Annotated in this window: 15 protein-coding genes and 2 pseudogenes; 15 read left to right on the plus strand and 2 right to left on the minus strand. The window is 50.5% G+C overall.

What is annotated here, in order from left to right; translation table 11 throughout:
• The first annotated feature begins 21 nt into the window (after nucleotides 1-21).
• The 12 genes and pseudogenes from tssJ (C3406_RS08715) (at nucleotide 22) to C3406_RS08765 (ending at nucleotide 9,308) form a co-directional block, all read left to right on the plus strand.
• Nucleotides 22-546: a type VI secretion system lipoprotein TssJ gene (gene tssJ / locus C3406_RS08715; protein WP_103822192.1), complete on the plus strand. Its 525-nt coding sequence runs from the start codon at nucleotides 22-24 to the stop codon at nucleotides 544-546.
• A 4-nt stretch (nucleotides 547-550) separates the two neighbouring features.
• Nucleotides 551-3,022, plus strand: a complete 2,472-nt coding sequence (locus tag C3406_RS08720; RefSeq protein ID WP_103822191.1) for a type VI secretion system Vgr family protein — start codon at nucleotides 551-553, stop codon at nucleotides 3,020-3,022.
• Entirely contained in the window at nucleotides 3,023-3,907 is an 885-nt protein-coding gene (locus tag C3406_RS08725) for a hypothetical protein (RefSeq protein WP_103822190.1), read from the plus strand.
• Nucleotides 3,897-4,448, plus strand: a complete 552-nt coding sequence (locus C3406_RS08730; RefSeq protein WP_103822189.1) for a hypothetical protein — start codon at nucleotides 3,897-3,899, stop codon at nucleotides 4,446-4,448. Before C3406_RS08725 ends, C3406_RS08730 begins: the two co-directional genes overlap by 11 nt.
• A 37-nt stretch (nucleotides 4,449-4,485) precedes the next feature.
• Nucleotides 4,486-4,725 (plus strand): annotated as a pseudogene (tssJ, locus tag C3406_RS08735) (type VI secretion system lipoprotein TssJ); the annotation flags it as partial.
• A gap of 160 nt (nucleotides 4,726-4,885) precedes the next feature.
• Entirely contained in the window at nucleotides 4,886-5,365 is a 480-nt protein-coding gene (locus tag C3406_RS26455; protein ID WP_233210545.1) for a hypothetical protein, read from the plus strand.
• Between the two features lie 51 nt (nucleotides 5,366-5,416).
• Nucleotides 5,417-5,512, plus strand: coding sequence for a hypothetical protein (locus tag C3406_RS26460; RefSeq protein WP_233210546.1), 96 nt, complete (start codon nucleotides 5,417-5,419; stop codon nucleotides 5,510-5,512).
• Between the two features lie 487 nt (nucleotides 5,513-5,999).
• A complete protein-coding gene (locus C3406_RS08745) occupies nucleotides 6,000-6,425 on the plus strand; it encodes an Imm52 family immunity protein (protein WP_233210547.1) in 426 nt (141 codons plus the stop codon).
• Between the two features lie 142 nt (nucleotides 6,426-6,567).
• Nucleotides 6,568-6,948, plus strand: coding sequence for a hypothetical protein (locus C3406_RS08750; RefSeq protein ID WP_146052334.1), 381 nt, complete (start codon nucleotides 6,568-6,570; stop codon nucleotides 6,946-6,948).
• A 52-nt stretch (nucleotides 6,949-7,000) separates the two neighbouring features.
• Nucleotides 7,001-7,450, plus strand: coding sequence for a type VI secretion system baseplate subunit TssE (gene tssE, locus C3406_RS08755; RefSeq protein ID WP_103822186.1), 450 nt, complete (start codon nucleotides 7,001-7,003; stop codon nucleotides 7,448-7,450).
• A gap of 22 nt (nucleotides 7,451-7,472) precedes the next feature.
• Nucleotides 7,473-8,785: pseudogene (locus C3406_RS08760) on the plus strand (VasL domain-containing protein).
• Between the two features lie 148 nt (nucleotides 8,786-8,933).
• Nucleotides 8,934-9,308, plus strand: a complete 375-nt coding sequence (locus C3406_RS08765; RefSeq protein ID WP_476629932.1) for a hypothetical protein — start codon at nucleotides 8,934-8,936, stop codon at nucleotides 9,306-9,308.
• Between the two features lie 34 nt (nucleotides 9,309-9,342).
• On the opposite strand, the gene C3406_RS08770 is transcribed toward C3406_RS08765, so the two are convergent.
• Nucleotides 9,343-9,909 carry a DJ-1/PfpI family protein gene (locus C3406_RS08770; RefSeq protein ID WP_103822500.1) on the minus strand — a complete coding sequence of 189 codons (567 nt, stop codon included), beginning with the start codon at nucleotides 9,907-9,909 and terminating at the stop codon, nucleotides 9,343-9,345.
• A gap of 53 nt (nucleotides 9,910-9,962) precedes the next feature.
• Complete coding sequence (locus C3406_RS08775) at nucleotides 9,963-11,195, minus strand: sensor domain-containing diguanylate cyclase (RefSeq protein WP_103822184.1); 1,233 nt, start codon at nucleotides 11,193-11,195, stop codon at nucleotides 9,963-9,965.
• 692 nt (nucleotides 11,196-11,887) lie between these two features.
• Here C3406_RS08775 and C3406_RS08780 point away from each other — a divergent pair.
• The 3 genes from C3406_RS08780 (at nucleotide 11,888) to ynaL (ending at nucleotide 14,455) form a co-directional block, all read left to right on the plus strand.
• On the plus strand, nucleotides 11,888-12,856 hold the full coding sequence (locus C3406_RS08780) for a methyl-accepting chemotaxis protein (RefSeq protein WP_103822183.1): 969 nt from the start codon (nucleotides 11,888-11,890) through the stop codon (nucleotides 12,854-12,856).
• A gap of 156 nt (nucleotides 12,857-13,012) precedes the next feature.
• Complete coding sequence (gene zntB / locus C3406_RS08785; RefSeq protein WP_103822182.1) at nucleotides 13,013-13,996, plus strand: zinc transporter ZntB; 984 nt, start codon at nucleotides 13,013-13,015, stop codon at nucleotides 13,994-13,996.
• Between the two features lie 282 nt (nucleotides 13,997-14,278).
• Nucleotides 14,279-14,455 carry a proline-rich small protein YnaL gene (gene ynaL, locus C3406_RS26815; protein ID WP_269776161.1) on the plus strand — a complete coding sequence of 59 codons (177 nt, stop codon included), beginning with the start codon at nucleotides 14,279-14,281 and terminating at the stop codon, nucleotides 14,453-14,455.
• The last annotated feature ends 4 nt before the right edge of the window (nucleotides 14,456-14,459 follow it).

The raw sequence follows: 14,459 nt of genomic DNA on the forward strand, positions 1-14,459 counted from the left end.
TTTCACTAAAGGAACATTTGAATGGCAACAGTAACCCGCTGGTGGGCGCTGACACTTATTGCCTGTAGCCTGCTCGCTGGCTGCGGACTGACTCAGACCGTCACGGACGGTACGGTCAGCATCACGAAATCCATCTTCTACAAGAAAATTAAAATACTGCATCTGGATCTTACCCCGCGCACGGCCATTAACGCCGATGGCGCACAGATGCCGCTGGCGACAATGGTGCGGGTTTATCAGCTCAGGGATCGTAAAGCGGTTGATGCCGCTGATTACCAGACACTGCTGCGCAGGGCCGATACGGTACTTAAGGATGACGTGCTGGCATCGAAAGAGCTGCTGGTGATGCCCGGCGGCAGCGTGACGCTCAATATGCCCATGGACGAAGACGCTCAGTTTGTGGCTGTGGTGGGACTGTTTAACCGACCCGATATGAAGGACAACCGCTGGCGCCTGGTGCTGACCCGTGACGACCTTGACCCGGACAAACCCCGCACAATTGAACTGGGTGATGGCTGGCTCAGCCTTGTGCCGGTAAAGGAGTGACGTGATGGATAACTGGTCAGCGCTTTTTGACGGACAGACCCGTTACTTTCTGGATATTAATGACAGTACAGTGAAGCCGGATGTCTTGCGCTTTCGCGGCAGGGAAGCCCTGAGCGAACCATTCATATGGGACATTGAGTTCACCTCCCTGCATGCGAACATTCCCCCGGAACAGGTGCTGATGAAATATGCCTCTTTCCGGATGCGGAGCGGTAAAAATGTCCACGGCATTGTGACCCGCCTGGAATGGCTGTCCACATCAAAAGACCAGTCCCACTACCGGCTCACGCTCAGTTCCCGCCTGGCGCTCCTGGGATACACCCGGCAGTGCGCCGTATTTCAGAACCAGTCCGTCCCTGAAGTGGTGGAGCAGGTGCTGCGCAAACACAGGCTGGAGGGACCTGATTTTGAATTCAGACTGGAGCGCACCTACCCGGCACGTGAAATTATCACCCAGTGGCAGGAAACTGATCTGCAATTCATCCAGCGAATTTTGTCTGAGGTGGGAATTTACTGGCGCACGGAGATGGACGATGTGCGCGGTCTGGATACGTACATATTTGCCGACAGCCAGCTTAACTATCAGTTTGATGTTCGTCTGCCGTACCGCGAGCCATCGGGCCTGTTCGACGGCGCGGCAGAATCGGTGTGGGATGTGCGGACCTGGCACAACATCGCCACCGGGAGCGTCGCCACGCGGGATTACAATTACCGGACAGCCAGCACGCTGATGGATGCAATGGTCAGCGTGCGCAGTGATGCGGTCACCACCGGGGAGCACTATCGCTACGCAGCGCCTTACCGTGACGCAGGTAATGACGCCAGCCCGGAGCCGGAAACCGAATCCGGCGCATTTTATGCCCGGCTTCACCATGAGCGGGAGCTCAATAAATCAGCCCGCATTCATCTGTTCAGCAACGCCTCACACCTTACCCCCGGGCAGGTGCTGGAGCCGCAGGGCGATGTCATTACGGCCCTGAAAGAGGGCGTCATCCTTACACTGGTGACCTTCCGGGGAGCCCGTGATTCCCGTCTGCATGTGTCGGTCTGGGGAATGCCCTACACCGAACGTTACTGTTTTCGCCCGGCGGAAATCCCGCGTCCTGAAATTCACGGCACGCTTCCGGCCCGGATTGAGAGCAGAGAAAAGAACGATATCTACGCTCACCTGGACGAGCATGGGCGCTACCGGGTGAAACTAGACTTCGACCGGGAAGGGACAGAGTCGGGTTACGGCTACCTGTGGCTGCGGATGGCGAAACCTTATGCCGGAGAAACGCTGGGCTGGCATACGCCGCTCATCGATGGCACCGAAGTGGCGATTGCGTACAGCAACGGTGATATTGACCTGCCGTACATCGCGTATGCGCTGCACGACTCGGAACATCCCGACCTCGTGAACCGGGACAACCACACCCGCAACATACTGCGTACCCCGGCGAACAACAAGCTGCGGATGGAAGACCGGCGTGGTGAGGAGCACATCAAACTCGCCACAGAATACGGTAAAACGCAGCTCAACAGCGGGCTGCTGGTGGACAGCCAGGGGCAACGTCGCGGTCAGGGAACTGAGCTGCGTACCGATGAGTGGGGAACCCTGCGTGCCGGTAAGGGGCTCTTTGTCAGCGCGGATGCCCAGGCCAAAGCGCAGGGCGACGCACTGGACATGGAGGCCGCGCTGAAGGAAATCGACAGGCTTAACCAGCAACTGCAGCAGCTGGAAATCGCGGCGGAGCAGGCTCAGGCGCTGAAGGCGGATGTTGACAGCCAGATAGAGATGTTTGAGCAGCGGCTGAAGCCTCTCAATGAGGCGCTGCTGATGTCCGCTCCGAAAGGGATGGCGCTGACCAGCGGTGAGCATCTGCAAATGACGGCCACAAAAAACGTTGCCATTAACGCCGGGGGCGATATCAGCGCCAGAATAATGGGCAATGCGACCCTGCTTACCGGGGAGAAACTGGGGCTCTTTGCCCGCACCGGACAACTGAACCTGAAATCCGGGGAGGGGCCGGTGGAGGTCCAGGCGCAGAACGCCAGTATGCGGCTGTTTGCAGAGAAGAAGCTGACGCTGAGCTCAGCGAGTGACATCTCGTTTGCCGGGAAAAAACGTATAACGCTCATCGGAGGGGAAAGCTATCTGCGACTTGAGGCTGGGAAGGTCGAGTATGGCACGACAGCGTCGTATATACGGAAGGTGAAGCGGACTATGGCAGCAAGTTCTAGTAGTTCGCCTTTAAGCACAAAAACAATGCCACTTGTTGATGATTTAATAAAAGAGGGTTTATACGATGAACAATTCCGCGTAATTGATGATAAAGGTAAACCAATATGTAAAATACCATATTTTATTCGCAATGAAAGCGGGGAAATATTTAAAGGTTTTACAGATTCTCAAGGATTATGTAAGCGAGTGTTCACTAACGAACCATCAAAATTAACTGTTTGGTTGGGAGTGCATGCGCTGGAGAAATGGTAAATGAGTGAACATACAGCAGTAACAAATGAAAATCAAAATTCCATTTATGATGTGACAGGCTCTTTAATGCCTGCTCGCGCATTTTTCTTTATCATTGTTGATGAACCGGGAAAAGATGGTTTTCTAGTAAGGAAAATATATGCTTCACCATCAAATCCATACCTATCAAAAATGAACTTATCACCTTTCAGAATGCTTTCTGAAACAGACCCGGAAAGATACGGATTAATCCCAAAAGACTTTAACTCATCAACTAGTGTGGCTGAGCATGTCATGGGGAATAACAAGTCACCATACATATCTACTAGTTCAATATTTCCCGGGGGCTCTCCAAGATTCGATGGCAAGACTATTTATATTGATGTAGACAAAGCATTGAAATCAGGAGCCAAACTGGTAACCACTGATGAAATACTTAAAACCCTTGATGAATATAAATCGCACAATCCTCACTTAGCAAAACGCGTAGATAAAATTGCTTCATATGTCAGAGACATAGACAAAGAGATCTTGGTTAAAGGTGAAAAAATACCTGCAAAAGCAATTTTTACCCCAGAGTCGTTAACGATTGTAAAAAGCCTGTCAAAGGTAGGGCGCGTTGTAAAGGTTGTTGGGATAGCATTGACAGCTTATGATCTTGAGCAGGCAACCGAAAAATCAGTGGCTACAGCAAGCGTTAAGCCTGTCAGCGCAGAAGTTATACGTCAGGCGGGAGGCTGGGGAGGATTTGTTGCAGGGGCGAAGATAGGAACAGTTGCAGGAGCAGCAGTAGGCATAGAAACTGGTCCTGGAGCGTTTCTAACTGGACTTGTTGGGGGAATAATATTCGGAGCAGCTGGATATTATGGAGCGGACTGGGTTGCGGATTATATTGATGAAAATTAATTTTGGTCGTTTATTTAGTAGAAAGAATAGTCTTCAGGATATCTATCCTGAGAATATCTTTATCACAAACTCCGAATCAGAAAAAAGATATCCCTCATTTGTTTTTGTTGGGGGTGAGGTGTTTGCATACTCAACTAGGTTTATGATTAAATCCGATGATTTACCAAAGCTAGTTGAAAAAATAGAGGGAAGGTTTAACAAAAAAATAAACGACAACGAGGCTATTTTGTCGCTCAAAAACAGAACCCTTCACTATTACCAGTTTAAAGAGTTTGGACAAATAATAGTGGATATAATCACCAATGATAACAACATCATTGATGATATTTCTGCTTTGGCTTTAGAACCACCATTACCAGGCGCTGTATTCCCTAACCGGGATATTGAATCCTACGGCAGTTTACAAGGAGATATAGAGACGTGGTGGAATATATATTGGTTTCCTTTCTGGGGGCGGTTGTCGCTAGAAGAGAAAAAACATTATGTTGAACAAAGAAATATATCTAACGACCTTAAGGAATTCCTGCTTCTCCATAACTAACATCATTCCCGCAAAATGACATGACCAAAGGTGGGCGCTGACGCTTATTGCCTGTAGCCTGCTCGCTGGCTGCGGACTGACTCAGACCGTCACGGACGGTACGGTCAGCATCACGAAATCCATCTTCTACAAGAAAATTAAAATACTGCATCTGGATCTTATCCCGCGCACGGCCATTAACGCCGATGGCGCACAGACGCCGCTGGCGACAATGGTGCGGGTTTATCAGCTCAGGGATCGTAAAGCGGTTGATGCCGCCGATTACCAGACGCTGATAATGTGAAGCGAGATTTTTTGTTTCTGGAAGCGTTCTGGCCGGGTTTTTATCTGAAGCCCGAAGTGGATAAATGGCTGAGAACCCCAAATGGTTATTCAGTTGATCAGCGGGTTGAAGATTATATGCATGTGATGATAAACAGGGAAAGGAGGGGACTCTGATGGTCATGATCCCACCAGTGGTGACAGGGGGAGTGGGCGGGGCTGCAACCGGAAGTGTCGGTGTGGCCGGTGGTTCAACCGCAACAGCAACATTTCCCGTAGCAGTAGGCAGCCATGGCGGCTGGGAAGATGAGGATATGTCTTATCCTAATTCAGGCAATGGGTCGCGTCAGGGGACCGGAGGGTTTGACTATCAGGGAAAACCTTATGATCCGATGCTGAATGACCCCATGGTGGCCAGTGCAGAGACGCTCGGTGATTTCTGGGAAGATGATATGGATTACTCAGAAACGGTAAGTTATGAGGGCGTCGAGACCAGAGCAGGAGCACAGGCGAAGACGGACGAAAAAACCTGTGAGAACTGTTCTCCGGAAGGGAAGGTGATGCAGATGGTCAGGCGTTGTTCGCGATGGAGTATGGTTACAATCAACTACCAGACGCGTATCTGCGGCACGTTTTATAACCCAAAAAGAAAGTAGCTACAGGAATATAAGTACTGTGGCGTATCGTTTGATGGCTGGAAGGATAAGTTGTGTCAGTTCTGGGAGGCTAAGGTGCGATATGATCAATTTTTGATCAGCTCTCGACAAAAAAACATTGGTGGAAAGGGGACAGGAATGCTGTGAAACAGGCTGGCCGACATCAGGCTGTTGCAACAATAAATCAACCACTAAAAGTGGTTTGGGTTTTTATGCATCCGATTAGTTTTGCCTACTTTCAAAGGATGTTTATTGGATTTAAAGACATAATTGTAAGGTATCAGCCATGAAGTTAGATTACCGAATAGAACATGAGTTTGACCGCTGTGAATCAATAAAACCAGTAGAACTTGCAACTCTTTTTCAAGGAGTTGCAAAACAATTGGATTAACTTTTAGAGACTAAAAGTTCATGGTATGAACAAGGATATTCAAGAAAGCAGGCCCTGCAATACATAATATTTACTGAGGATGGGCTATCCGAAGATGTTCTTGCCCGTTGGGAGAAGGAGTATAAAAAAGACTATCCGAATTGGACCGCTGGTATTTGGGATGGTGGGTCTGATGAAGATAGTGCAGGAGTGGATTGTTATCAGTCATATTCTAATACTCACCGCAGGAAAAATCCTCTGAGCTTGGTTGTCAGTTTTTCTATAGAGTTGAATCAAACAAGTATTAGCGTTGAAAAAATGGTTGCTTTTTTAGCTTTTTTGTTGCATTCAACCGATGGCTGTACTTATTTTTGTGTGGAATCTGGCGGTTATAGTTTTTCCGAAATAATCCCTAAAGAGAATGGATATGACGAAGTATATAAAAAAGTATTTCCCGATAGAATATCTTGCGGATGGATGTTATTCATACCTGCCATTATTTTACCTGACTTGATTCTAGAAGCAGTCAAAGTTATTCCTGTTCTAAAGGATAACAAACAGATTGGAACAATTGTTGTTTCAACTGAAGAAGTATTTGATGGAAATAACAAAGACCACATAGGCAAAGCTAACGATATTGAAATTAAGCTTCTGGATCTTGGCTTGTTGCCATTGATGACGGAGTTTTAATTTTGACAGGCGCAGTAAGAATTTTACATATAAAGTAACATCAACGGGAAAACCTTATCCAGCAGTTGAAGTTGAAGAAACAATTAACTCAGTAAAAGCAGAAACGCTTGGTGCCCAAATAAAAACAATGAGTTGGAAAAACATGGGATTTGGAAAAAATACAATCGTTGCAATGAATATTTTAATTGCAGTCCTTGGGTGCATTCTTGTTGTCACTGTTCATTATTTCGGCTACAAATGTTATATGGAATATTTCACTCCTCGAAGTAGAGGTGTCGGACTTGGATTTGTAATGTTATATATGCGATATATTATAATCCTAATAATATTACTTTCAATCTTCATTAAATTAAAATATTCAATGTCCTTCCTTGGCTTGGCTTGGCTTGGCTTGGCTTTTGTATTTATGTTTTATACATGGTATGGAACAAATCCACTTCGAGTAATATTGATGTTTGGTTACTCATTGTCCGGTTACGCAATAATTATTTTTGCAAAAAAACTTAAAAGAAATATAGAATAAATTCTATCCCTTAGGACCTAAGCCTCTATCATTTAAAATAATTCGATATATTATGAATCAAAAAGCGCCCTCCTTATATGAAATACTTACTGGCAACTTTACAGGAGACCTTCCCCTTGAGGTTGTAAACGAAGAAGACCAGGTCATTTTATCTGTACTAGATAATATCCAGCGTATTTTGAACGCCCGTGCTGGAACTATAAGCCATTTACCAGATTATGGTTTGCCCGATATGACCAAAATTCTGCAAGGCATACCTGGGACAGCCCACAAGCTGATCGATACGCTGGCCGGTGTTCTGCTCAAATACGAACCCCGTTTGCAGTCACTCAATGTCACCTTACTTGAACAGCAAACGCCTGGCGAACTGCGTTACGCTATCGATGCGGAACTTAAAGGCATTGGCCTTGTGCGCTACGGCACTGAATTTATGCCCGAAGGCCGGGTGCTTATCCGTCACCTGAAACAGCAGCAGTACCTGGACGCCCGTTCCGCGATTTAGTTTTAATTCTGGCTGAACCCTCATGACAATACTCTCTGAACGCCACCATAAAACCGGCGGCGACCCGCGCACGCTCGCAGATTATGTCGCTCTGCGTAATGAAATGAACAAACTCATTCATCCGGCACGTCCGGATGTGAACTGGCAACAGGCAGAAAAATTTTGCCTGTCGCTTTTGAACAAAACGGCACGGAACTCCAGACTGCCGCCTGGTACACCCTTGCTCGCACACATCTGTCCGGGCTGACGGGCCTGAACGAGGGACTGTCGATCATGAACTCGCTGGTCACCCGGGACTGGGGCAATCTGTGGCCGCAACAGGTACCTGTCCGGATGGAAATCCTCGCTACGCTCAGTAAACGGCTGAAACAGGCTCTACGATCCTGGCCCCTGACGTCTGCCGATCTCAGCCAACTGAACCAGGCCCGGGAACAGCTGCTCGTTCTGGACGAGACGTTAAGACGTCTGGAATTAACGCCTGTCAGCCAACTCGACACGTTGCGCAGCCATATCAATAGCGCGACGGTGCGGCTGGGTAAGAGCGATAAAATCGGTGAGAAGCCGGTTACCGCAACAGCTGAAGCGGAAACCCCTGCCAGCGGGAATCCCGGTGAGGCAGCCGGGTGCGTAAAAAGGGCGCATGAGCCTGAGCCGCTGCTGAAGGCAGTGAAGGGATCCCCACCGCCCTTGAATCCCTGGAAGCCTTTCGCTGGCGGTATGGCGACCATGTTGCTGCTGGCCGGGATCCTCGCAGGGGGATGGCTGGCGATGCACCAATCTGACCCGTCGCAGGAGCTGGTTGCTGTAACTCTTTCTCCCTTGCCAGCAACGCGTTCTGTCGATCGGCGGCTTCACGCAACATCTGAAACAGATATTCGCCAGACACAGCAGCAGTTAGAGCAGTTATTGCAGTTAAAGCCAGACTGGGCTCTCAGCTATGGCGATAGCCTGGTGCAGCAGGCACTCAGGCTATCGCCCGAAGAGGGCAAAGCTCTGGCGCATCAGTGGCAACAGCAGAAGGATGCTTCTGCCCTGGCGCCAGAAAGCCTGACCGGCTGGCATCAAGGCGTGACGCAGCTTGAGCAACTGGCGAAGCGGCTTAACGCCCTGGATGAGCAGAAGGGTAAGTATATGACCGTCAGCGAACTGAAATCGGCGATTTTCGCCATCACGCAGTCGCTTAATCGTACCGTTCCGGTTGAGGAGCAGTTGCGCCAGCTCTCCGTTACCCCCGCAGAGCAAAGCAGTAATGCCGTCCGGCAGCGTCAGGTGGAACAGCATCTGCAGCAGCTGATTGCCTCTTATGCGGCGCTGAAACAAACCCCGGCTGAATAAAGCCGGGCAGCAAACCGCGCATAAAAAATACAGGAACCACAACGTGTCAGCCAGAGAACGTTTTTTCAGGAAAGTGCAACTCAAAAACGACAGACAATCATTCGATATAAAATCCGCTGACGCTGAGGTCAGGGCATTCTGCTTACGTATGGATCGCCTTGCGCAGCAAATAAGCCAGTGGTTTGCGGGTTCCGGTATTGAGGTGACGTTAACCACCAAACATATCCACGACCTGAGCACGGTGGGCTACAGCCTGAACAGCGGCATATACCGTTATGACATCACCGCCATCCGGTTGCAGAACGGCGATCGTAGCGTCTCTATTCTTCCCGAGCAGCTCTGGAATGGCGCCGAGACGGGCATTGTGGCCCTGCATGTGGAGGCGCCTGGATTCCGACAGGTGTTTTCTCTGAGCATGGCGCCGGAAACGGGCTGGTTCATCCGGCGGGAGTATCAGAGCGCAAAAGATAACGTGATCATGACCGAAGAGCGCTTTTTTGAAGCGGTTGACAGGCTGGCCTGAAACCACCGAGCCTGTCCCGTCTCTCTTTAACCGCTTACTGCTGCAATACCTCAGCAAATTTCGCCAGCCACTGCGGATGGGCAGGCCAGGCGGGAGCGGTAACCAGATTGCCGTCGACGTGCGCCTGGTCGATGCCAATATCGGCATACTCGCCACCGCTGAGGCGGACCTCCGGCGCGCAAGCCGGGTAGGCGCTACAGGTTCGTCCTTTCAGGACGCCAGCGGCGGCCAGCAGCTGTGGGCCGTGGCAAACGGCGGCAATCGGCTTACCTGCCTTGTCAAAGGCCCGCACCAGTTCGAGTATCTGCTCATTCAGGCGCAGATATTCCGGTGCGCGTCCGCCGGGAATTAACAGGGCATCGTAATCCGCCTCTTTCGCCGCAGTAAAATCGGCGTTGAGAACAAAGCGGTGGCCGGGCTTTTCGCTGTAGGTCTGGGCACCGTCAAAATCATGGATCGCCGTCATGATAAAATCACCTTTAGCTTTGTCAGGGCAGACCGCATCAACCTGATGGCCAATCATCTGCAAAGCCTGAAAGGGCACCATGGTTTCATAATCTTCCGCGTAGTCGCCGACCAGCATCAGGATCTTCTTGCTCATCATCACCACTCCTCAAAAATAAAGTGAAAAACAGAGGACGCCAGCAGGCGCAGTTACGCTGCCAGCACTTTGTTACGACCATCATTTTTGGCGCGATACAGCGCATCGTCCACGCGCTTAAATAGATCGTCGATACTCTCATCCGGGTTATGCCGTGCAACGCCAATACTTACAGTAAAGCGGGGCAGACCGGGAATGGCAATGCGCGCGATTGCCGTGCGCAGGGTCTCTGCGATCTGCATGGCCGCATCCAGTGACGTGCGGGGCAGCAGCAGGACAAACTCCTCGCCGCCCCAACGGAACACGTAATCATCTTTACGGCTACCGCTTTCTAGCATCCGCGCGAGGGCAATCAACACCTCATCGCCTTTCTGATGCCCAAACAGATCGTTGATACGCTTAAAATGGTCGGTATCTACCAGCAACAGACTGAACTCCTGCTGTGCGGGCAGATGGTTTGGTGAGGTTTGATCGGTGAGGTGATAAAACTGGCGACGGTTGAGCAGCCCGGTAAGCGAGTCGCGCAGCGCGGCGTGTTCAAGCTCCTGCTCAAGCCGTTTTTGCTCGGTGATATCATGAATAATGCAGAGCATCAGTTTATCACCGTAGATCTCAATGGGGCCGGCATAGGTTTGTACGTGCCGGGTCGTGCCGTCGGCAAGGCGATGGATAAAGTTAAGCGGTTTATGGCCGCCGGGCAGGCGTGCGATCTCCATCATCACCGGCATAATATTGCGTCCCAGCGTGTTGATCTCCCAGGTGTGCTTGCTGCACATCTCCTCGTGGCTATAGCCATAAAAATTCAGAGCTGCCAGATTGGCATCCACAATCAGGCCGTCGCGGGCAGGGTCGATTAACAGCATCGGGGCGCTGTTGGTCTGGAAAAAGCGGGCGTAGAAGCCCTGTTTCTTGCGCTGATAGGTGCCTGAACGGGTGGCTTTAAGACCCGTTACTGCCTGTCGGGCGATGCCTTCAAAGACAATCACTTCACCGAGCGTGTCAAAAACGGCCAGCGAGAGGCGACAGGTGAGGCTGGTCTGCTGATCATCGACCCGCACGCTCCAGACTTCCACGATCTCCTGACGGGCTTTTAAATCGGGGACATACATTGCAAGCGTCGCCTGAGCGTGGGCCGAGCAGATGCCTTTACGCAGAATGTCCAGCGTTGCATCCTGCATGAGCATTTTGGCTGCCGTATTGGCGAACAGCACATCCTCCGTTACCGGGGATACCAACCATACGGGCGTTCTAAGCATATCCAGTGCATCAAACCCTGAGGGCGACATAGGTCAGTCTCATTTATTGCGCGTCAAATACCGGAGGGCCACGACGGCGCAGTACGCGTGGGCTTATCTGAAACATACTCTAGTTCATCCGATCGGACAGGATTTTTTTGTGATAGGCGTATGAATTTCGTATTAATTTTACCAACTGGTAAGTTTTTATTCGTCGCTGTCGCCTGAAACTAACTATTTAATTCAGTATCGGATCGCTGCTGTGAAAACATTAACCCTATTTTCGTTTCCCACCCTGCTTAATTGAAGCATGGCTAAATATGCGCCAATGAAACTGGTTTGTGGCTTAAATTTAAGGATTGAAATAGCTATGCCAATCATTTATAGCGTCAGTGGTCAAGATAGCATACTGATTTTGAAAGAGTATTTGCTTCATATCAAAACCCATGGAATTAATGTCTTCCCTAACGCAAATTACGAAATGTTAAATATTAAAAGGTTATCTCTACGAAATCAGAGTGAAAAAATAAAAACTTAATGCTATATAGTGGTTACCTTCTGAAAATACCGTTGTAGGATCTATTATGCTTAGAAATATAAGTGTGAGGACTTTTATTCTGAGTTATCTGCTAGTTGTGTTTCTTGTCATTGATGGCTTGATTATATTTTTAGCACCGCAAACATCGTTGTTAATATTGCTAAACTCTCTGTTTCTCGTCGCGTGGGTATTTCTGTGGGTTTACATGACGCAATATCTGGTCGCGCCAATCAATACCGTCAAGAGGAGTATCGAAGAGGTTATTTCGGGCAATCTGGGGGTAAGCATCCCTGAATTTGGTAATAATTGTGCAGGCCGATTGATCCCAGGAATCAATACGTTGTCCAGCAATCTCGCTACGCTGGTGCGCGAGATCCGCTCTTCTTCTCATACCGCAATGACCCTGTCGGAACAGCTCGCCGCCCGCAGCACGGCGCTGGCCTCTAAAACCGAGCTACAGTCGGCGTCCCTGATTCAGACCTCCGCCAGCATGGAACAGATGGCCGTCACCACCAAAAATACGGCAGATAACACCCGTCTGGCCAATGAGAAAGCCAGTGCCGCCACGCTTCAGGCAACAAAAGGCGGCGAGCTGATGGGGCAGGTTGCCAATAACATGCGCTCCATTACTGAGTGTGCCCAGCAGATGACGGAGATCATCTCGCTGATTGATGGCATCGCCTTCCAGACCAATATTCTGGCACTGAATGCCGCGGTTGAGGCCGCCCGCGCGGGCGATCATGGTAAAGGCTTTTCCGTCGTGGCGGGTGAGGTTCGTAGCCTGGCCCATCGCAGCGCCGAAGCAGCTAAAAATATCAAGTCACTCATCGACGTCACCAGCAGCAACGTCAGTCAGGGGGCGATGGTCGTCGCAGAGGCTGAAAAGAACATGCACGACATCGTCAGCGGTTCCGGGCAGGTCAGTAAGCTGATGGATGAAATCTCCACCTCTACCGACGAGCAGGAGAGGGGGATCGCCCAGATCACCCAGGCGTTGAGTGACCTGGAGCAGGTGACCCAGAGTAACGTGGTGATGGTTGAAGAGCTGTCAGGTTCATCAGCGGTACTGAAAAATCAGGTCGTTGAACTGCAAACCCGTACCCGTAACTTCCGTCTGGAGCCGGCATCCACTGCGCCTCTGTACGACGGTGTAACCTTACCCGCACGTGCCTGATAATTAAGCCTGGCTCGCCAGGCTTTATCATGGGAGCAAACGGTACCGGATTAATCTCTTTTATGAATAAATTCAGCGCGATGCCGGGAGAAAATGTTGCTTAAGCTGGCAGGGTGGCTAGACTGACAGCAAAGAACAGCTACTGGCGGAGGCGCTGTGGAAGGCATAAAAGGATCGGAAGTTAACGTTCCTGACGCAGTATTTGCGTGGTTACTGGATGGTAAAGGCGGGGCACGGCCCCTCACCGACGACGATACTATCGATCAGCAGCATCCCTGTTGGCTGCACCTGAACTATACCCATCCGGAGAGCGCCCACTGGCTGGCCTCGACGCCCTTATTACCCAATAACGTGCGTGACGCGCTGGCCGGTGAGAGCCTGCGCCCTCGCGTCACCCGCATGGGCGAGGGGACGCTGATTACGCTGCGCTGCATTAACGGCAGCACCGATGAACGCCCGGACCAGCTGGTGGCGATGCGCCTATACATGGACGAGCGGCTTATTGTCTCGACCCGGCAGCGCAAAGTCCTGGCGCTGGATGATGTCGTCGGCGATTTAAAAGAGGGCAGCGGCCCGCAAGATTGTGGGGGCTGGCTGGTGGACGTCTGCGACGCGCTGACCGATCACGCCAGCGAGTTTATCGAAGAGTTGCACGATAAGATTATCGATCTGGAAGATAATCTCATCGACCAGCAAATCCCACCCCGCGGTTTTCTGGCGTTATTAAGAAAGCAGCTGATTGTGATGCGCCGCTATATGGCGCCTCAGCGGGATGTCTATGCCCGGCTGGCGAGCGAACGGTTCCCCTGGATGAGTGACGATCATCGCCGCAGAATGCAGGATATCGCCGAGCGCTTGGGGCGCGGGCTGGATGAAATTGATGCCTGCATCGCACGAACGGGGGTCATGACCGATGAAATTTCCCAGGTGATGCAGGAGTCGCTCTCCCGCAGAACCTACACCATGTCACTGATGGCGATGGTCTTTTTGCCCAGCACCTTCCTGACAGGTCTGTTTGGCGTCAACCTGGGAGGGATCCCCGGCGGCGATTTCCGCTTCGGCTTCTCACTGTTTTGCATCATGTTAGTCGTTTTGATTGGTGGTGTTGCATGGTGGTTGCATCGCAGTAAATGGTTGTAAATTTACATTTTTTCGTCGCCATGAATTTCTTAAAACGCCATTTTAATTGAGCGAAGTCAAAAAACGATTTACCCATAAGGTGCAATATCTCTCCCGCAGGTGAATGCAACGTCAAGCGATGGGCGTTGCGCTCCATATTGTCTTACTTCCTTTTTTGAATTACTGCATAGCAAAATTGATTCGTACGACGCCGACTTAAATAAGTCGGCTTTTTTTTGCCTGCAACTCAGCAGCGTCTACCCTAAAAGAGAGATTCCCGTTCTTCTGGAGGGTTATATGGCCATGCTTTTATCACTGCTGCTGCAACCCCTGCGGCAATCGGACCCGGTGCCTACTGATCCGGTGCCGGTTCCCGATCCGATTCCACGTCCGCAGCCGATGCCGGATCCGCCACCGGATGAAGTGCCGATTAAAATGTCGCATCAGAGGCGGAGATCTGCGAGGATACGCGCCTGCTGACTGT

The organism is Leclercia sp. LSNIH8, from assembly GCF_002920195.1.
Taxonomy (GTDB): domain Bacteria; phylum Pseudomonadota; class Gammaproteobacteria; order Enterobacterales; family Enterobacteriaceae; genus Enterobacter.